At 36.8% G+C, this 18,867-nt stretch carries 19 protein-coding genes and 1 pseudogene; 2 read left to right on the top strand and 18 right to left on the bottom strand.

The features are described 5' to 3' along the window. Positions 1 to 101: 101 nt before the first annotated feature. Together F3D3_RS19915 and F3D3_RS19920 are read right to left on the bottom strand one after the other, a co-directional pair. Positions 102 to 1,823 carry a 5'-nucleotidase C-terminal domain-containing protein gene (locus F3D3_RS19915; RefSeq protein WP_069876192.1) on the bottom strand — a complete coding sequence of 574 codons (1,722 nt, stop codon included), beginning with the start codon at positions 1,821 to 1,823 and terminating at the stop codon, positions 102 to 104. A 273-nt stretch (positions 1,824 to 2,096) separates the two neighbouring features. Further along, positions 2,097 to 2,519: a universal stress protein gene (locus F3D3_RS19920; RefSeq protein WP_069876193.1), complete on the bottom strand. Its 423-nt coding sequence runs from the start codon at positions 2,517 to 2,519 to the stop codon at positions 2,097 to 2,099. Between the two features lie 164 nt (positions 2,520 to 2,683). Here F3D3_RS19920 and F3D3_RS19925 point away from each other — a divergent pair, with 164 nt between their 5' ends. Further along, entirely contained in the window at positions 2,684 to 2,923 is a 240-nt protein-coding gene (locus F3D3_RS19925) for a hypothetical protein (RefSeq protein ID WP_069876194.1), read from the top strand. Positions 2,924 to 2,989: 66 nt separating this feature from the next. Here F3D3_RS19925 and F3D3_RS19930 read toward each other — a convergent pair whose 3' ends face one another. The 13 genes from F3D3_RS19930 to F3D3_RS19990 form a co-directional block, all read right to left on the bottom strand. Further along, complete coding sequence (locus F3D3_RS19930) at positions 2,990 to 3,397, bottom strand: hypothetical protein (protein ID WP_069876195.1); 408 nt, start codon at positions 3,395 to 3,397, stop codon at positions 2,990 to 2,992. A gap of 82 nt (positions 3,398 to 3,479) precedes the next feature. Next, positions 3,480 to 4,541, bottom strand: coding sequence for a 23S rRNA (adenine(2503)-C(2))-methyltransferase RlmN (rlmN, locus tag F3D3_RS19935; RefSeq protein ID WP_084389190.1), 1,062 nt, complete (start codon positions 4,539 to 4,541; stop codon positions 3,480 to 3,482). Positions 4,542 to 4,545: 4 nt separating this feature from the next. After that, positions 4,546 to 5,496, bottom strand: coding sequence for an NAD(P)-dependent oxidoreductase (locus F3D3_RS19940; protein WP_084389191.1), 951 nt, complete (start codon positions 5,494 to 5,496; stop codon positions 4,546 to 4,548). Positions 5,497 to 5,590: 94 nt separating this feature from the next. Further along, positions 5,591 to 5,941, bottom strand: a complete 351-nt coding sequence (locus F3D3_RS19945) for a PilZ domain-containing protein (protein WP_069876197.1) — start codon at positions 5,939 to 5,941, stop codon at positions 5,591 to 5,593. Between the two features lie 69 nt (positions 5,942 to 6,010). After that, positions 6,011 to 7,660 (bottom strand): hypothetical protein, encoded by a 1,650-nt coding sequence (locus tag F3D3_RS19950; RefSeq protein ID WP_069876198.1) that lies wholly within the window; start codon positions 7,658 to 7,660, stop codon positions 6,011 to 6,013. 37 nt (positions 7,661 to 7,697) lie between these two features. Further along, positions 7,698 to 8,519, bottom strand: coding sequence for a bifunctional 5,10-methylenetetrahydrofolate dehydrogenase/5,10-methenyltetrahydrofolate cyclohydrolase (locus tag F3D3_RS19955; protein WP_242877177.1), 822 nt, complete (start codon positions 8,517 to 8,519; stop codon positions 7,698 to 7,700). 131 nt (positions 8,520 to 8,650) lie between these two features. Further along, positions 8,651 to 9,688 (bottom strand): PotD/PotF family extracellular solute-binding protein, encoded by a 1,038-nt coding sequence (locus tag F3D3_RS19960; RefSeq protein WP_069876200.1) that lies wholly within the window; start codon positions 9,686 to 9,688, stop codon positions 8,651 to 8,653. 49 nt (positions 9,689 to 9,737) lie between these two features. Then, positions 9,738 to 10,511, bottom strand: coding sequence for an ABC transporter permease (locus tag F3D3_RS19965; protein WP_069876201.1), 774 nt, complete (start codon positions 10,509 to 10,511; stop codon positions 9,738 to 9,740). Then, positions 10,505 to 11,341, bottom strand: coding sequence for an ABC transporter permease (locus tag F3D3_RS19970; RefSeq protein ID WP_069876202.1), 837 nt, complete (start codon positions 11,339 to 11,341; stop codon positions 10,505 to 10,507). The genes F3D3_RS19965 and F3D3_RS19970 overlap by 7 nt, the downstream gene beginning before the upstream one ends. After that, positions 11,334 to 12,383 carry a spermidine/putrescine ABC transporter ATP-binding protein gene (potA, locus tag F3D3_RS19975; RefSeq protein WP_069876203.1) on the bottom strand — a complete coding sequence of 350 codons (1,050 nt, stop codon included), beginning with the start codon at positions 12,381 to 12,383 and terminating at the stop codon, positions 11,334 to 11,336. The genes F3D3_RS19970 and potA overlap by 8 nt, the downstream gene beginning before the upstream one ends. Before the next feature lie 15 nt (positions 12,384 to 12,398). Beyond that, positions 12,399 to 12,938: a helix-turn-helix domain-containing protein gene (locus tag F3D3_RS19980; protein ID WP_069876236.1), complete on the bottom strand. Its 540-nt coding sequence runs from the start codon at positions 12,936 to 12,938 to the stop codon at positions 12,399 to 12,401. 368 nt (positions 12,939 to 13,306) lie between these two features. Beyond that, positions 13,307 to 14,224 (bottom strand): chemotaxis protein, encoded by a 918-nt coding sequence (locus F3D3_RS19985; RefSeq protein WP_374700095.1) that lies wholly within the window; start codon positions 14,222 to 14,224, stop codon positions 13,307 to 13,309. Positions 14,225 to 14,392: 168 nt separating this feature from the next. Then, positions 14,393 to 15,556 carry an epoxyqueuosine reductase gene (locus F3D3_RS19990; RefSeq protein WP_069876204.1) on the bottom strand — a complete coding sequence of 388 codons (1,164 nt, stop codon included), beginning with the start codon at positions 15,554 to 15,556 and terminating at the stop codon, positions 14,393 to 14,395. A gap of 303 nt (positions 15,557 to 15,859) precedes the next feature. On the opposite strand from F3D3_RS19990, the pseudogene F3D3_RS19995 reads away from it, so the two are divergent. Continuing rightward, positions 15,860 to 16,471: pseudogene (locus tag F3D3_RS19995) on the top strand (deoxyribonuclease IV); the annotation flags it as partial. Positions 16,472 to 16,639: 168 nt separating this feature from the next. Here the strand turns inward: F3D3_RS19995 and F3D3_RS20000 are convergent. Genes F3D3_RS20000 through F3D3_RS20010 form a run of 3 tightly spaced genes read right to left on the bottom strand, consistent with a single transcriptional unit; the run spans position 16,640 to position 18,867 of the window. Beyond that, positions 16,640 to 16,828, bottom strand: coding sequence for a hypothetical protein (locus F3D3_RS20000; RefSeq protein WP_069876206.1), 189 nt, complete (start codon positions 16,826 to 16,828; stop codon positions 16,640 to 16,642). Positions 16,829 to 16,885: 57 nt separating this feature from the next. Beyond that, complete coding sequence (locus tag F3D3_RS20005; protein ID WP_069876207.1) at positions 16,886 to 17,878, bottom strand: ABC transporter ATP-binding protein; 993 nt, start codon at positions 17,876 to 17,878, stop codon at positions 16,886 to 16,888. Further along, on the bottom strand, positions 17,878 to 18,867 hold the full coding sequence (locus F3D3_RS20010) for an ABC transporter ATP-binding protein (RefSeq protein ID WP_069876208.1): 990 nt from the start codon (positions 18,865 to 18,867) through the stop codon (positions 17,878 to 17,880). Before F3D3_RS20010 ends, F3D3_RS20005 begins: the two co-directional genes overlap by 1 nt.

Raw genomic sequence — 18,867 nt, forward strand, 5'->3', positions numbered from 1 at the left:
CTTTTCATCTATGACATTAGATGAAAAAGGAGCTTTTATCATAACGATTTAAAATCGTCTGATAAAAGCTCCTTAGTGATTGATTCAGCTCATTTTTAACTCTATTTTTGTGGTACTAATAATTTTTGACCTACGTAGATTAAGTTCACATTTTTAAGGCCATTAATTTCACCAAGATTTTGATAAGTTGTGCCTAGTTTTTTTGCTATTTTCCAAAGCACATCACCCTCTTGAACTGTATATGTGTCATATGCTTTAGCCGATTCATTGACATAATCTTTAGCATAACCCGCTGGCAATGCCTTAATCGTACCAGATGCTTTGATTTCATTTACAAGTACGTCTCTGATTGGAATAAAGGTATCTTTAACATCAATCGCGCCTGTAAAGTCAAAATTATCGCCTTTTGGATACATAAAATCGTTAATCACAACGGTATAGTATTGATCCATTGCTACAGGTGTACCATCTGCCAGTTTTAATGAAAGAACTCTGCTCCCCGCTTCAAGTGATGAATTGTAATCTACTTGAAGACCAGAAAAAGATGCATTTCCAATTTCAGCATTTGCAATACCATGTTCGATGTTTTTAAGAAGGTCAGCACCTGATAATTTTAAAGTTACAAGTGTATTATCAAATGGCATCACTTCATATAAAATACCATAGGTGATATCGCCTGCAGGGATGTCTCTTCTCAAACCACCACCGTTTTGAAGTCCGATTTGTGTACCAGCAGCTTTTGCCATCGTTTCACATACCCATCTTCCAAGAACAGTTGTAGATGCCCCTGTGTATCTATCATGTGTGAAAGTGCCATCTGCTTTTCCTAAAACTTCATTTAGCGTTGGTGCCAAATCTTTGTTCCATTTTTCAAAAGCTGCGAGTGCCACTGGATCTGGAGTGATCTCTTCACTTCTTTTGTACAAATTATCAACAGAAGGCGTTACTTTCAAAGTTGATCCTGTAAAACTCAAAGATAAATGACCCAGTGTTCTACCACTATAGTAAGCTTCAACAACAGCTACCCCATTGCTATAACCCGCTACTGTTGCATGGTTATGTGCACACACAACGCCATCAATGCCTTTAACCGCAGTAATTGCACTAATTTCATCACCCGTTACAGGCTTGTTGACATCTTCACCATAACCTTCTTGTGATGCGGGTATATGTGTTAAAGCAATAATTGCATCTGGTTTACCCGCAGCATCTTTACCTGCCATCAAGTAATCTACCCATATCTGAGCAGCCTCAGCAGGGTCTTTAAATTCTAAAGTTGAAACGTTATCTGCTTTTGTTTTGTAAGCAGTTTCTTGAGTTGTAAGACCAATGAATGCGATTTTCTTACCCTCTTGTTCTTTAATCACATATGGTTTAGCCCATGCTACAGGCTCTCCAGTAGTTTTATCATAGATGTTAGATGCAAGAAAAGTTAAATTACCATCTTCAGTCCATTTGGTGATTTTGTCTGTGCCCCAATCGAACTCGTGGTTTCCAACTGCAGATACAGTGACACCCAAAAGTTTTAACATCTCGCTAACCGGTTCCCCATATGAAAGGTTAGACATTGCAGAGCCTTGATAGTTATCTCCAGCAGAAACAACTAATGTATTTGGATTTGCTGCCTTCAATGCATTTACTGCACCAACAAGTTTAGCCATCCCCACATTTTTACCACTTTCAATTAATGCCCCATGAAAATCATTAAATGAGTAAATATCAATCGTTACTGCTTCTTCTGCAAAACTCATTGCAGGTAAGATTGTTGACATGACTAAAACTAAAGTCATCATCATAACAAGTACTTTTTTACCATTAAACATGTGTCGCCTCCTATTAATATAATTTAACTCTCTTCTATTTTATAACCACAAGATAGGGAATACAAACATTTTATTAAAATTTGTAACTATTTTATAAAAATATATTTATACAGTTGATTTTTTAACATTTACATAACGTTTTGCTTACCTAAATTTATTATATTCTAGTTGCACGCACTAAAAAAAAGATGCTATTCAACCTCTATAGCATCTCTTTTATCGCCTCTATCGTTAAAGTGTCAAAATCCAATTTCACCCGAACACTCTAACCCTCTATTCTATTGAAATAATATCATTTTCGTCATCGAAATTAAGCGGAACAATTTGAAAATTCACCTTAAATTTAGTCTTCTCTTGAAGCCTATTGATCATATTTTGTTGCTCATCTTTTTCAAAAGATTCCCCCATGATAATGCAGTTGATTTTATACTTCTCAGCATAATCAGAAAGTGTTTTCTCAATATCTTTTGCTTTAATAACAGAAAGTGAAGCTTGATGACTTTTGGATACGTCAAATAAGTACTCAAGAGCATCTTCTTCCTTAAGTTGTCCGAAAAACTTCCAATTTTCTTTAACGACATGCACAACGTGCAATTCATCGTGTTCAGAAGAAATCTGGCTAGCACCATAATCAATTAGTCGCTCACACGATTTCTGTTGTGTGACGCAGACCATGACTTTTTTCTTTCTTCTCATATTTTATCTCCTTATAGATTTCTCTGTAAATCCGTACTATTATTATTATACCAAATAAAAGATGTTCTAAAATTAAAAATTAGTAAACTTTTCTTAACCATTCTTAGTTTAATTGAATTACAGAATAATCTCCTGTATAATAGGAGTGGCAAGGAGGGGAATAAATGAATCAATATACTAAAGTCATCGGGCTTACTGGTGCCATCTATACTAAAGAATTCGAGAAAATCAAACATCACAAAAACAAAGTGCGTGAACTCAACGAGGACACTGTCATTAAAGCTTTCAAAGATGGCAATACTGAAATTTTAGTTATTTTTGAAGAGACTGGTGAAGAAATCATCATCGATGATTTTTCTGATAAAGAACTTGTCAAGCAATATCTTGGGAAAAAATTCTTATAAATATAAAAGGTCACACTGCAATTTAGCCAATTGCAGGTGACCTTTTTGGATAAGTAAAGGATTCAACTAGCGCATATAGTTCTGTAAAGCTTCTGGAAGTGGTAACTCATAATTCATCGTTATAATAAAATCAACAGAAAAAGCGGTTGATATGTCTTCGATTTTCTTAAACCAAGCAGGTAATCTGTCCGGTTCTATTTTGACACAATTCAAAATACCATCTATAAAGATCTTTTGAATATCGTAATTATTGGAAATCAAGCCACAGATGAAGCCGAGAAACTCCTCACCTGTCTCTATTGGGAATTCTTTTATGTTAATAAATCTTAACTCATGAAGCAAATCGTACATCGCTCTGTTATCGTCATCAATGAAAATAGCGTCGCCTTTTACCTGTGCAACCATGTCATTTGCCATCTTAACTATTTCTTTGGATTTTCCTGTTCCCTTTTTTCCCGCTATTAAAGTAACCATGTGAATCTCCTCCTTTAGTTTTAGCACTTAATGTATTATTCTAGATACATAACAGATTCTCCTTTAAAACATTAAAAATATTTTATTCTAAAAATACGTTTGTTTTAATATGTTGATTTCTCAATTGACCACACGCTGCATTGATATCAGATCCAAGTTCCCTCCTGACGGTTGTATTTACATTATACTTATCCATTAATATCATTTTGAATCTATTAATTCTAGAATTTTGTGAAGGTCGCATCTGTTTTTCTTTAACAGCGTTAATTGGAATAAGATTAACGTGTACCAATTTGCCCTTTAATTTAGTCCCCAGCGCCTCCGCATGTTTATCTGAATCATTTTCACCTTCAATAAGCGCATACTCAAAAGTAACACGTCTATTCGTGCTCATAATGTAATAATCCACTGCCGCCATAAGTGCACTGATTGAATGCTTATTATTAATGGGCATAATTTGTGTTCTTTCCTCATCAAATGGATTGTGAAGCGATATCGCAAGTGTGATTTGAAGCTTTTCGTCTGCAAGTTTATAAATCTGAGGCGCGATGCCACAAGTTGAAAGCGTTATATTGCGACCCGATAGATTAAGACCTTTTTCTGAACATGCCATCTTTAAAAACAGAATCACTTCGTCATAATTATCGAGGGGTTCTCCGCTTCCCATTAAAACCACATGATCAATCCGCTTTCCAGTCATATTCTGCATCTCAAAGAGCTGCCCAAGCATTTCCCCCGCTGTTAAATTTCTAACCATTCCATTAAGTGTTGAAGCACAAAATACACATTTCATCCTACAGCCGACCTGTGTTGAAATACAGGCACTATAGCCATGTTTATACGTCATAAAAACGGACTCGATCACGTTGTTATCAAAAAGTTTGTGGAGTGATTTGATCGTACCATCTTCAGACTCTAGTTGTTCAATAATGGTCGCATTATCCAAATAGTAATGTGCTTTCAATAGTTCTGCCAGGCCTTTGGGCAAATTCTTCATTGCATCAAACGACTGAACACCTTTATTAATCCAATCCCATACTTGTTTTGCCCTAAATTTTTTTTCCCCAAGTGCCACCAATTGTTCTGTGAGCATTTCCTGTGTTAAATTTCTTATATCGATTTTATTGACGTCTCTTTCTGGCATTTTATCAGTAACCTCTTTTCAAATCCACTCTATTTTCCAATTCATGATTTTCATGAAAAGCTTTCAAATTTCTATAGATCAAATCAAATCGTCTTATATTTCTAAATTCAGATATCCATGAATTATGAGGTGTTATGGTCACACGGTCATAATGCCAAAGTTTATGCGTAGATTCTAAAGGTTCATTTTCAAAGACATCTAAAGATACCCCTAAAAATTTACCTTGATCCAAGGCTTCAACTAAGTCCTCTTCCACAATAAGACGCCCTCTAGCTACATTTATAAGCACTGCATCCTCTTTTATAATGCTTAGACGCGTCTTGCAAATCAACCCTTCAGTCCTATTGGTATGTGGAATTGTCAAAATAACAAAGTCCATTTCTCCTAAAATTTCATCCAGTGAGGACATGGGATAGCAATTATCAAAATACACCGTGTCCCGTCCATCCGTGTTGATGCCAATACACTTAATGTCATATCCCTTAAGCCTTTTTGCCGCCTCTTTTGCAATCGTGCCAGTGCCAATAAAAAGTGCTTTTCTGTGTGTCAATTCTCGAATTTCAGTATTAATTTTCCATTTTCTTTCAGATTTCATCTGCTGAAAGTATTGACCAAACTTGTAATGGTAAAGCATCTGATAAACGATCCATTCCCCCATGGGAATGGCATAGCCGCCTCTATTGTTCGTGATTATAAACGCTCTCTCTAAAGCAATATCAATCGGCACCTGATCCACGCCGATGCTGGAAAGTTGTATCCATTTAAGTTGCGTTAATTGCTTAAGAGGTAAATGCGCAAACGGATCATAACAGACGAGCACTTCTGGATCAAAAGCGATGATCTCAGACAGCTTATTAGAAATTTCATTTTCTTTAATATACAGAATCTCATAGCCTAGTGTTTCAATCTGAGCCATTTGTTCATCGCCATAATCGTAAGTAAATAGTGCTTTCACTTTGACCTCCATTTCAATTCATTTTAAACAACCTGTCTATATTTTTGACAATTAAAGCCAGCGAAATCGCTGGCTTCTGTTACTACAAGTAGATTTATTCATCATTAAGAACTTCTTCTTCAAACTCATCAATATAAAGAGAGAGAATATCTGCTAATCCTGTAAACTCACAGCCGTAATTATAACCTTGAGGCAGTAATTCTTTGCGCATGATTCTGAGAACACTGTAAAATTGACGCCCATTTCCCAAATCAATTTTAGCATTAAAATAATAGTTTAATGGCAATTCCTCTTTTGCGATGAACCCAATACCACCTTTGGAAATATCCACAACTTCAATTGAAATTTTTCTGGATTCTTTGATGACATCTTGCTGATTATAAACCTCATCTACTGTCATAACTGCTTGATAAGGTATTCTGTGTGCTTTTCTTCTCTCCCTCATTCCAATCTCTCCTTGTTCTTATATGAGTCATATTACTATTATACATAAAAAAGACAAGCTTTAAACGCTTTATTTAAATTTTACTTCAAAATCACAAAATTCATAAAAACTTTGATAAAGTTGTTGCATTTCATTCTTGCCCGACATATCAGATATGGACTGTAACTTATTGTTGCCATCCAACAGATAACATTTTTTCCCTGTATTCACTGCAACAGAGATATAACTAACACCTGGAATTTCTTCGGGTTCGTTGATGGGTTTTGTACCAGGAGAACTAAAATTACCCCAAATAAATGCTTTCCCGACTGTGTTGATCGCTAAAACCACAGATTCTTTTGCATAAGCGGTCGCTATATCCTTAACTTTCAAAACTTCTGTTGGAAAATAAATCTCTGATTTACCTTTTGTCCCAAGTTGCCCATATGCGTTATTCCCCGTACCATAGACCCGTCCACTTTCAGCTACTGCAATTGAAAATTTTTCTCCTGCTGTCATAAAAGCAACATTTTTGTAGAGCGTCATCGCTGGCTCTGATATACGGCCTTTAAACCCAAGTCCAAGTTGACCGTGGGTATTATCTCCCCATCCAATAACCGTGCCATCATATTTTACAGCGAATCCAAAATTCGACCCAAGTGCTATGGATTTTATACCCTCAATTCCTTCTAATTTTAACGGCATAACAGAGTCTTGTAAATCCTCTTTCATAAGCTGATTCTCAGAATTATCTCCCCAGACATAGACATTGCCATCAAAATCTAACGCCGCTGCAAAATGTTTGCCCGCAGCAATTTGTTTGACGTTTTCTAATCCCCAGATCACATTGAGCGTTCGACTCGAATTTTTATCTCCAGAAGCCAGTTCACCATAACGGTTGCTACCAGATGCGCAAAGCGTACCATCATTTAATTTGAATATTGTGAAATTCTCACCACAGGCGATTTGCGAAACACCATCATGCAAGCTGTTGTATTTAAGTTCAGGGATCGCATTCAAATTACCAATCCCCAATTGTCCAAACTCATTTTTGCCTTTTGAGATGACCTTACCGTTTCTATAGAGGATAAACATCGTTGAATCATAACATTCAATACTTTTAATTCCAATTTCCTCAGTAACCTTAATGTCCCGTTCAAAAGAATCAGACCAATTTCCATTTCGGTCTTTAATCTTTAACCGTATCGTATAAACACCAGGTTCTTTGAAGGTCATTTGTTTGTTTTCCCATCTTTTTTCAACAATTTCATTATCTTCAGCAACACAGCCGCTCGTATCATATTGTAGCACGCTTGTGGTATTGATTTTTGAATCTGGTTTTATATTAAAATGTGCAATCGGTTTTATCTTGCTCAAATCATTTCTGCGCATTAAAGTCAAATACGTAAACTTTCCATTAATATAGGATTCACCACCAATTTCATTGATGAGTTTGGCGGCGTCTTCAGTTTCTAAATGAGCGATTGTTAAAAATTTACCATCTAATGACAGGGCGTATCGCCCTGATGATACGATTTCTTTTTTTGAAAGATAGGGTATCAATTTCGAGAAATCTTTAGCATACTCTTCTCGTTCTTCTTTATAAGCCAATGCAGCGTCCAATATTGCTTCATAATCATGATAGGGATCAATCTCAATGTGCTCTTTGGATTGGTTCACATAGTAAATTAAGGTTCCAATCACTGATCCAATTGCTAATATAACACCAAAAATATTCACAGGTATCCCTTCTCCTTTTAGCAACTTCACCACTTATCTAAAATTTAAAGTGCTCCAAAACATTTAATAAAAGGACTGCATTTGTCACGGGTCCCACACCTCCAGGTACAGGTGTAATCATCTTCACATAATCCTTTAATGACTCAAAATCAGCATCTCCGACCAGTTTTCCATCCACTTCATTCGTACCAACATCAATGACAACCGTCTCTTCGGTAACCATTTCCTGCTTTAAGAATCCTGGTTTACCCACTGCCAGTATCACAATGTCAGCCGACTTTGTATGCTTGGCAAGGTTCTTTGTACGTGAATGACAAACTGTAACAGTGGCATTTTTTTGCATTAACATAATCGCAAGTGGTTTCCCTACAATATTACTTCTGCCAATAACTACTATATTCTTACCCGTTAACTCCATATCTAAAGCATCCAAAATAGTGATCACGGCTAGTGGTGTGCATGGCCTCATGGCTTTTTCCCCTTTAAAGAGTCTGCCAGCGTTCATCGGATGAAATCCATCGATGTCTTTTATCGGATCAATTTGCATGATCACCTGCTCTTCACTAATATGGGCTGGCAATGGCATCTGTACCAAAATCCCATTTGTTTTTTCATCTTTATTCTTTTCATCTATTAACGATAAGAGCTGCATTTCTGATGTCGTATTGGGTAGTCTACAAATCTCGCATCCAAAGCCGACACTCTCGCATGTTTTTTCAAGCATTTTTAGATACGATTCAGAAGAAGGATTGTCCCCTAAAAGGATTGCAGTCACCTTAGGTTTGCTTTCACACCCCTCAATGCGCTGCTTTACATCGCTTTTTATTTTTTTTGCAATTTCACGTCCGTCTATAATCAAGATTTTGCCTCCTCATAAATTCGTAGATAAAAAGCCCAAGTCATTGGGCTTTTGGATACACTTTAATCAAAGCGTATACTCAGTCCGCTTCGCTAACTTCGTAACACTATCAGAGCTCTAGCCTCAAGTGACTAATTCGCTTTTATTTCAGTCCAAATACGATCATATTCCTTAACAAAATCACCCGGATCTAAGAAAATTTCAAAGTTACTCGTCCATTCTGCCTTAGGATATGCATAGGTCGTATCGATTAAGGCAGGATCAATCAATTTTAATGTTTCATTGTTACAAGTAGAATACCCTACATAATCCGCATTTTTAAAGCCGATATCACCTCTACAGAGGAAGTCGATGAATTGATGCGCAGCCTCTATATTTTTCGCGCCTTTTGGAATGACAATATTATCAAACCATTTATTTGAACCCTCCTTTGGAAGTACATACTTAAAATAGTCGTAATCTTGAATAACCGTACTGGCTTCACCAGACCAAACCACAGCCATGGCAGTTTCTTCGCTTATGAGCATATCCTTAACATTATCACCTACATATGCAAGTACTAATGGTTTTTGCTCAATCAGCAGCTGCTTCGCTTCTTCAAGATGCGCTACCTCTTTAGTGTTCATAGAATATCCCAGTTTTTTTAGCGCAACCATAATAGAGTCTCTTTGTGAGTCCACCATGGTGAACATGCCACTGTATTTTTCATCCCAAAGTGCATCCCATGAATCTATATCTTCTGAAATCAGATTTGTATTGTATATAATACCCACCGTTCCCCAGAAATAAGGCACAGAATATTCATTCTTAGGATCAAAAGCTAAGTTCTTATACTGATCGTCAATATTAGAAAAATTAGGAATTTTAGATAAATCAATTTTTTCAAGCATCTCTTCTTTAATCATCTTCTCTATCATGTAATCCGATGGAATAGCAACATCGTATTGTGTGCCACCCTTTTTGAGTTTCGTATACATTTCTTCATTTGTGGCAAATGTTTCATAATTGATTTTTATACCCGTTTCTGTTTCAAAAGTATCGAATATACTATCATCGATGTAATCACCCCAGTTGTATACGTTTAAAACGACTTGATCTTCTTTTTTACACCCTACAAATCCAGTTGCTAAAAGTGCAATCATTACTAATAGCGCTATGCTTTTTTTCATTTCACTTTTCTCCTCTCTAATGAGTATTCTCTATCTCGCCTCTATACGATTAAATTTCTTCAATTTTTGTGCGTTTATTAATCAAGATCAGCATCACCAATACGAATATGAACATAAGTGTTGCAAGTGCGTTTATTTCTGGCTTTATGCCCCGTTTTGCCATAGAGTAAATGGCAATCGACAAATTCGTCACACCGTTGCCAGTGTTAAAATAACTGATCACAAAGTCATCAATTGAAAGTGTAAAGGCAATCAGCCCACCTGTGATAATTCCCGATTTGATTTCTGGTAAAATCACCTTTCGAAACGCATACCAAGGTGTTGCCCCAAGGTCCATTGCCGCTTCAAGAGTATCTCCAGACATCTGTTTGAGCTTTGGTAACACCGACAGGACCACATAGGGTACATTAAAGGCCACATGCGCTAAGATCATCGTAACGAGTCCTAATTCCATTTTAAAAGCCACAAACAAGGTCATTAGCGATATCCCTGTTACAATATCGGGATTTAAAATGGGAATACTGTTGATGTTCAAAACAAGCTTTTGACGCCAAGTTTTCATATAATGAATACCAAAGGCAGCCAGTGTCCCCATCACTGTCGCTATAAGGGCAGAAACAATGGCCACAAGCACTGTATAATAGAGTGCTTTCATAATCAACCCATTTTCACTTAACGTTTGATACCATCTGAAAGTAAAGCCTTCCCATTTAGCCGTGTTTTTTGAATCATTGAACGAGAATACCATCAAAACCACTATAGGGGCGTATAAGAAGGCAAAGATAAGCATTGTATAGAACCATTTAATCCACTTTCTTACCATAGCCCTGCACTCCCTTCTTCACCAATCCCCGCTCCCAACCGATTCATTACAGACATGGTTAGAAGGATTAAAACCATAAGGAGCATCGAAATTGCAGAACCAAAGTGCCAATCATTCACCGCCAAAAATTGTTGCTCGATGAGATTGCCAACAAGCATATATTGTCCTCCAGAGAGTAAATTGGTAATGACAAATGTACTCACTGCAGGCATAAACACCATCGAAAAGCCTGAAACGACACCGGGCAAGGATAACGGAAAAATAATTTTTCTGAATACAGTGCCTTTGTTGCCGCCTAAATCTTCAGCCGCTTCTATTAAACTTTTATCCATCTTTGTCAGGACAGTGTAAATTGGCAAAACCATAAAGGGCAAAAAGTTATAAACCATTCCCAAAAGAACTGCCCCTTCAGAATATAAAAATGTCATGGGTGCTATGTGAAATAAAGATAAAAATTTATTTAAAATACCGTTTTTGCCCAAAATTGTCATCCAAGCATATGTCCTTAATAAAAAGTTCATCCACATGGGCACTACAAATAACATCACGGCTAAATTTCTAATTTTACTGTCCATTTTAGCAAGGATCATCGCCATGGGATATCCCACTAAAAAGCAGATGAGCGTCGCCTTAAAAGCGATTTCCACCGATCGAAGCAACACTTTCAAATAAATGGGTTCCATAAATCGCTTATAATTGTCAAAGGAAAAACCTGTATTGACGCTTCCTTCTGATGATGTAAAACTTAAAAAACCAATCATTAGAATTGGAATTATAATGAATAAAAAACTCCACACTAAATAAGAACTTGACGCTATTTTTCTAAGCATATCCTGCCTCCTTGCTCATGATATGAATATCATCAGGCAGTATCAACAGTCCAACTGTACTCCCTTCTTCAGCCATCTGAGTACTATGGATCATCCATTCTTTTGAAGCGCCCTTTATGATCATTTCATAGTGAACCCCTTTAAAAACAACTGACTTAACAACACCCTTTAAGATGCCTTCGTCTACATTTACCATTTTAATATCTTCGGGTCTAATAACAACATCCACAGGTTCATCCTTTTTAAAGCCACCATCGACACACTCAAATTGCTTTTCAGCAAAGGTCACAAGTCGATCTTTATGCATAATGCCATCCAAAATATTACTCTCACCTATGAAATCCGCCACGAATGCATTTTCGGGTTCATTATAAATATCAGTCGGCGTTCCTATTTGTTGAATCTCACCTTGATTCATAATGATTATTTTATCTGACATCGTCAGAGCTTCTTCCTGATCATGGGTCACATAAATAAACGTAATGCCCAGTTCTTTTTGCATATTTTTAAGTTCAATTTGCATGTCTTTTCTGAGTTTTAAGTCAAGTGCGCCTAAAGGTTCATCTAATAATAACACCTTAGGTTCATTGACAAGTGCTCTTGCAATTGCAATTCTTTGTTGTTGTCCACCTGATAGCGAGTTGACTTTGCGCGTTTCAAATCCGCTTAAATTAACAAGTTCAAGCATTTTTGCAACTTTGCTTTTAACCTCTTTTTCTGAAACCTTATTTATTCGAAGTCCAAATGCAATATTTTCATAGATATTCATATGAGGAAATAGCGCATATTTCTGGAAAACTGTATTGATATGTCTTTGATAGGGTGGCAGACTTGTGATTTCATTGCCTTCAAAAAAGATCTGACCACTACTGGGACTCTCAAACCCTGCAAGCATTCTAAGTGTCGTTGTTTTTCCACAACCACTTGGACCTAAAATGGTCAAAAATTGATTTTTTTTAACCCAAAAATCAATGCCCTTTACAACTTCTATGCCATTATAGCTTTTAGTTAAGCTTCTCCCCATTACAATTTTATCTTTCATAACGTCCTCCGATGTCTAAAAATTTGGCGGTGTTCCCACTAATATAATAATCGCCTCACGTTTGCCTTTGTTTACAATTTCATGGTTCTTATTCGCTTTGTAGTAAAAAGTATCGCCAGCTTTGGCCACATACTTTTTGCTGCCTAATCTCACTACCACAGAACCCGATATTACAAATCCGAATTCTTCGCCTTCATGAGGGTCGTGTTCATCGTAGGCGCCATTTGGTGCCAAAGTCAGCATAATGGGCTCCATCATATTCTTTTGAGCATTTGGAATGATCCATTCTAGCCTATAACCCACTTCTTCATCCTCTTTTTCAAAAAAATCTTCTTTTCTGAAAACGATTTTTTCATCTACAGTTTCACTAAAAAACTCTTGTAAATTCGTCCCTAAACTTTCAAGTATATCCACCAAACTCGCAATCGAAGGTGACGTCATATCTCTTTCAAGCTGAGATATAAATCCTTTTGATAACTCACATCGATCTGCTAATTCTTCTTGTGTTAGGTTGTTTTCAAGTCTGAGCCTTTTTATCTTTTCTCCAATATTCACAACCAATTCTCCTTTATTGTAGGTCTGAAAAGTGAACAAATATCCACTTATGTTAACTGTATCATCAAGATTTATAAGCATTCTTACTTTCTTAAAACGCTCCATTTTGTTGTTTATTATTACTAAACTTTTCACTCGATTTATTATACTTTATGATTTTATACACGTCAATATGATATTAAGTATTTTGTTTAATAATACTTAATTTTCATATGTATCTATTCTTGTATAAGGGCCCTCCGTTTACACTTTTATACAAAAATAATTCATTATTCATTCTAAAATATAAAAACCCTAGAATTAAGACGCATTTCTATGCGATCATTTCTAGGGTTTTATGTGTGTTAATAGGCTTAAATCTAATCTCATTAACCTTTTATTTTTAACAGTTTATCTATGAGCACAACCAAATTTTCAATTTCAGGTTTGCTCATTTGCGCATCAGCGCCTACGGCATCGCCTTTGTGGAGTAAATCATTGGTGATCAATGATGAGAATATAATAACAGGCAACTTCTTAAGAATCTTATGTTCTTTAACTCTTCGCGTCAGTGCATGACCATCGAGCTGAGGCATTTCAATATCTGTAATCAGAAGATCAATATCATCTACAAAAGTTTCACCTTTTTTCTCTGCTAATAGCATGAGATAATCGTAGGTTTGCATCCCATCGTCAAAGAACTTGAGCTTCGTAAATCCAGCTGAGGTCAATGTATCCAATAAAACCTTGCGAATCATCGGTGAATCATCTGCCAAGACAATCTTATACTTAGAACGATCTTTAACCGCTATATTCTTAGCACGTTCCATGTTGATGCCTGTATTCGGATTGATATCCATGACGATTTTTTCAAAATCCAACAACATGATGATCTGTTCATTGAGATTAATATTGCCAATAATGAGTGAATTAGAAGTAATGTCATCTGGTTTCATGATTTTGTTCCAACCAATCCTATGAATGCCCAGTACTGAATCAATTGCAAAACCCACTTTGATTTTATTAAATTCACAAACTAAAGTCATGCCACCTCTTACTTTTTCATTCTTTCTGTTTTCAAGGACATACATCAAATCCACAACAGAAATCATCTCGCCTCGAATCAAAGAGATGCCTGATACCGCTGGATGAGAATTCGGTACTTTAGAAACATTTTCGATCTGCAACAATTCTTTTACTTTTACAACGTTGATAGCATAATGTTCTCCTGCAACTGTAAAATGTAGAATTTCAACTTCACCAGTTCCACTTTCGAGTAATATTCCCTCTTTTTTATCAAGCATCATATCTCAAACCCTCCACTCCTGTATTATAATAACTATTATACCCTTATTTTAACGAGTTATAAATATTTTTTTCTGGTTATACATGGACCTTATACCCATATTGCACATTACCATTCACAAAATTAAAAAAGACGTGGACAAAATCAAGGATTCGCTCACCTTGAAAACTTAATCAGGCTTCGTCTCTCTAAGTGCATATTCATAATATGACTTCAAAAAATCATCTTCCTTGAGTTCTGAAAACATTTTCAGTTTTTCGTAAAAAATGTTGTCTCCTGAATTCCCCATTGCAATCAAAGCATTTCTCTTGAATACTTTAACGCCTCTCCAAGCAAATCCGCGGTCGCCATATTGGCGCTTAAATGCGCTTTGCGACAGTTTTAATGTTTCTAGTAATTCTATCCCTTCAAAATCATTTAATTGCCAGTGGTCTATATTTAGTGAATTCACCCCGCTTTTGTTTTGAGTCAAGTTCGTTGGACATACATTTTGACAGATATCGCATCCATAAAGCTTGTTACGCATCATTTTCATTTCTTCGAAGGTCAGTGTTTTCTTAGTCTGTGTCAAATAGGAAATACATTCCAATCGATTCATTTGTATGGTCCCACAAATTTCTGCTGGACATGCCTTTACACATTTATCGCAATTTTGGCATCCACTATATAATCTTCTACCGTCCAATTCGATTTCAGATTCCATCTTAGAAAGTAAAGGATCCATACGTTCTTCCAATATTATATACAAATGTCCTATATGAAACTGAGTTCCTAAGTCTGGGTGGATCAACATTTGATTTTTACCATAATTGCCCAGGCCGCAGAGAAAGGCAAGTTCTCGATCAATATAGTCCGAAGTATCCACAAAGCATCCACTTTCCTTAACAGCGTCCCTTCCAATCTCCGAAAACATAACCAGAATTTGATTCATGCGCGCCCTTAAAATAGTATGATAATCATAATACCAACTCGACCCCTCTATAAATCCTTTTGATTTACTTACTTCTGCTCTTTGCCTTGGATAAGGAAGTGCCACTGATAAAAGAAGGACGCTCTCATCTGAATTGACCTTTGCTTCAAGCATTCTAAAGAAGAAGCGCTGATCGGGTTCTGGCTCAAACTCAGTTTTGAAAGGGTTGAGTTTTATATGTTTTAACAGATTGCGTTCATGAACACTCATTTTTTTTAGCTCATCAAATCCCATATACAAAAAATCATAGTATGAAAGCTGTCCCCGAATTAAGATATTATCCATCTGAGCAAATAATGCGCGTATATTAGTACCATAATTCGTGTTAGCATTTGCTTTATTATTGTTCATATTTTGATCCATTAAAGGCCCTCTTGTAAACATTTTACTATATTGCAAATCATCTGTGTTTTTATAGGCTTTGTTCTATTCTTTTGTAATCGCAAATAGAACGCATTCGAAATACTTACACTTATGATTTTTGATGTACTAACTTTATTATAGGGTAAATAAGCATTAATATCACCCTTAATTTTTAGCCTATTGCCTATTTAACCGTTGATTAAACTTTAATACTTTCACATAATAAGAGTATATTTTAGAAAAGGAGCGCTTATGTTAAGATTAGGACCACATATTTCCATCGCAAAAGGTTTTAGCCAAGCTGCACAAAAGGACGATGTTTATGCTTTTGCAAAATCAACCTTTGCAGATGATTTGAAACGCTTAGAAGCATTACCTTGTGCCCTTTATAATTTCCACCCAGGTTCGCATACTGGCAAAGGCATAGAGTATGGTATCCAGCGCATCACCACACTTTTAAATGAGGTACTCACAGGAGACGAAAAATTATATGTACTGCTTGAAGGCATGTCTGGTAAAGGCACCGAAATTGGTTCAACTTTCGAAGAACTCAGATCAATCATAGATCAAGTCACTCAAAGCCATGTGCTTGGCGTATGTCTTGATACCTGTCATCTATATAGTGCAGGTTATGACATCGTAAATCAACCGGATGATGTCATAGAGCACTTTGACCAAATCATCGGTCTTGATCACCTTAAAGCTATACATCTAAACGATAGCAAAGTGCCATTCGAAAGCCACAAAGACCGTCACGAAATCATAGGTCAAGGCACCATCGGCATCGAAGCACTCACGCGTGTAATCAATCACTCCAAACTCCGCCACCTCCCCTTCTTCTTAGAAACGCCAAACGAACTTGAAGGCCACGAAGTGGAGATTACAAAGTTGAGTGCGCTGTATAAAGACTATTAGTAGGAGGCTACACAGGCTTGCTTTTATGTCCTCTAAAATGCAGTTTTATAGATATGAAAAAGAGCTACACTAATGATTTGAGAAGGAGCTCCGCAGGCTCAAGCCGAGGACCGGTCTCCTGAAAAATCATTAGTGTAGCTCTTTTCTATTAATTAAAACCTCATTTTATCACCCAAAGAACCACTTAAAAGCAAGAATGGTCAAAAACGTAATGACAATAAAGCCTAAAGCAATGGGTAAAACCAATTGTAGCATCGCAATACTCATGGCAATGACATCTTTCATATCAAGTCTGTTGATACTGTCGTCCTTTTTGTCTTGGAGCCCTTTATAAGCTTCCCAATTTATTGGATCCATCGCTTTTCCTTCCTTATATCTTCAAAATAGTGGTTTTACATCTAATACAACATGCCTCTACTTGTATAGGTGACAAGCACAAAAATGCCCTTCCCCGACATTTTTAAAAGCAGGAATTTCCGTACTACAAATAGGCATTACTTTAGGACACCTTGTATGGAATCGACAACCAGAAGGTGGATTTGCAGGTGATGGAATATCGCCTTGTAAGATAATGCGCTCTTTTTTCTCAAGGGGATGTGATGTCGGAATGGCTGATAATAAGGCTTGGGTGTAAGGATGCATTGGATTTTCAAACAATTCATCTTTTCCAGCCATCTCTGCCATACTGCCTAGATACATAACGCCAATATTATCGCTGATGTATTTAACAACACCAAGATCATGAGAAATAAACAAATAGGTTAAATCCATATCCTTTTGTAAGTCTTTCAAAAGATTGATCACTTGCGATTGAATGGAAACATCCAGTGCAGATACCGCCTCATCACAAACGACAAACTTAGGGTTTAATGCAAGTGCTCTCGCTATACAAATGCGCTGTCTCTGACCACCTGAAAATTCATGTGGATAGCGTTTAATATGATAACCACTTAAGCCACACTTTTCAATGATAGAGACAACACGTTCTTCAAGTTCTTTTTTGTTTTTAACGAGGCCATGCTCTAACAATGCCTCTCCAACGATCTCACCAACAGTCATTCTTGGATTCAACGAAGAGTAGGGATCTTGAAAAATAATTTGCATTTCTGTCCGGAGCTGTCTTAATCTTGCTTTGTCATAATTCAAGATATTTTCACCATTAAAAATAACTTCGCCTTCGGTTGCTTCTAATAATCTCAACAGCGTTCTACCTGTGGTTGACTTACCGCAGCCCGATTCTCCAACGAGACCAAACGTTTCACCTGCTTTAATATCAAAATTAAGGCCATCAACGGCTTTGACGTGTCCAATTGTTTTTCTGGTCACGCCTGATTTGATTGGAAAGTATTTTTTCAAACCTCTAATGCTCAGCAATGCATCCGATTTAACATTAACTTTTTCACTCATCACTTGCCACCTCTCAACTCTTGAACTTCTTGCCAACGGAAACAACGTACTTTTCTGCTGGCGCCAATTTCAATTAAATCAGGTTCCATTTGGAAACATTTTTCAATTGCATATTCGCATCTAGAGTTAAATTGACATCCAGCAGGTCTGTAAAGCGGATTGGGAACAACGCCTGGGATCATATACAGTCTCTCATCTGAAGTCTTGAGATCCGGTTTTGATTTCATCAGACCAATAGTATAAGGATGATAAGGTTTATCAAATAATTCCACAATAGAAGATTCCTCAACCACTTTTCCAGCATACATAACGATCACTCTACTTGCCATCTCTGCTATGACATTTAAGTCATGTGTAATGAACATAATTGCGGTGCCAAATTCTTTTTGTAATTTATTCATAAGATCGAGTACTTGTGCTTGAATGGTTACATCCAGGGCCGTTGTGGGTTCATCTGCAATCAAAAGTTTTGGGTTACAGGCAAGTGCCATTGCAATCATAACACGTTGACGCATGCCCCCAGAAAGTGCAAAAGGATAATCGTTAACGACATCTTTAGCTCTTGGAATGCCCACCGTTTCAAGTAGTTTTATAGATTCTTGTCTCGCCTGCTCTTTAGTCAAATTTTTATGAAGCAACAACACCTCTGATACTTGCTGGTTAATGGTGAAAACAGGATTTAATGAAGTCATCGGCTCTTGGAAAATCATCGAGATTTTATTGCCTCTGATACTTCTCATTTCTTTTTCGGAAAGCGACAATATATCCATGCCGTCAAAGACAACACTCCCTTCAACAATTTTCCCAGCAGGTCCTGCCACAAGCCTTAAAACAGACATGGATGTGACGCTTTTGCCGCAGCCAGATTCTCCAACTATACCAAGGGTTTCCCCCTCATCCACTGTAAAATCAACACCATCTATCGCTTTAACCACACCGCCATCCGTGTAGAAATAAGTCTTTAACCCTTTTACTTCTAATAACGCCAT

The sequence above is a fragment of the Fusibacter sp. 3D3 genome (assembly GCF_001748365.1).
Classification (GTDB): domain Bacteria; phylum Bacillota; class Clostridia; order Peptostreptococcales; family Acidaminobacteraceae; genus Fusibacter_A.

Coding starts and splice junctions, on each gene's coding strand:
- F3D3_RS19960 (WP_069876200.1), bottom strand. CDS start 9,688: ATGAAAAAAAGCATAGCGCTATTAGTAATGATTGCACTTTTAGCAACT.
- F3D3_RS19970 (WP_069876202.1), bottom strand. CDS start 11,341: ATGCTTAGAAAAATAGCGTCAAGTTCTTATTTAGTGTGGAGTTTTTTA.
- F3D3_RS19930 (WP_069876195.1), bottom strand. CDS start 3,397: ATGGTTACTTTAATAGCGGGAAAAAAGGGAACAGGAAAATCCAAAGAA.
- F3D3_RS19915 (WP_069876192.1), bottom strand. CDS start 1,823: ATGTTTAATGGTAAAAAAGTACTTGTTATGATGATGACTTTAGTTTTA.
- F3D3_RS20005 (WP_069876207.1), bottom strand. CDS start 17,878: ATGAGTGAAAAAGTTAATGTTAAATCGGATGCATTGCTGAGCATTAGA.
- F3D3_RS19965 (WP_069876201.1), bottom strand. CDS start 10,511: ATGGTAAGAAAGTGGATTAAATGGTTCTATACAATGCTTATCTTTGCC.
- F3D3_RS19990 (WP_069876204.1), bottom strand. CDS start 15,556: ATGGATCAAAATATGAACAATAATAAAGCAAATGCTAACACGAATTAT.
- F3D3_RS19945 (WP_069876197.1), bottom strand. CDS start 5,941: ATGAGGGAGAGAAGAAAAGCACACAGAATACCTTATCAAGCAGTTATG.
- F3D3_RS20000 (WP_069876206.1), bottom strand. CDS start 16,828: ATGGATCCAATAAATTGGGAAGCTTATAAAGGGCTCCAAGACAAAAAG.
- F3D3_RS19985 (WP_374700095.1), bottom strand. CDS start 14,224: ATGATGCTTGATAAAAAAGAGGGAATATTACTCGAAAGTGGAACTGGT.
- potA (WP_069876203.1), bottom strand. CDS start 12,383: ATGAAAGATAAAATTGTAATGGGGAGAAGCTTAACTAAAAGCTATAAT.
- F3D3_RS19925 (WP_069876194.1), top strand. CDS start 2,684: ATGAATCAATATACTAAAGTCATCGGGCTTACTGGTGCCATCTATACT.
- F3D3_RS20010 (WP_069876208.1), bottom strand. CDS start 18,867: ATGGCGTTATTAGAAGTAAAAGGGTTAAAGACTTATTTCTACACGGAT.
- F3D3_RS19920 (WP_069876193.1), bottom strand. CDS start 2,519: ATGAGAAGAAAGAAAAAAGTCATGGTCTGCGTCACACAACAGAAATCG.
- rlmN (WP_084389190.1), bottom strand. CDS start 4,541: ATGCCAGAAAGAGACGTCAATAAAATCGATATAAGAAATTTAACACAG.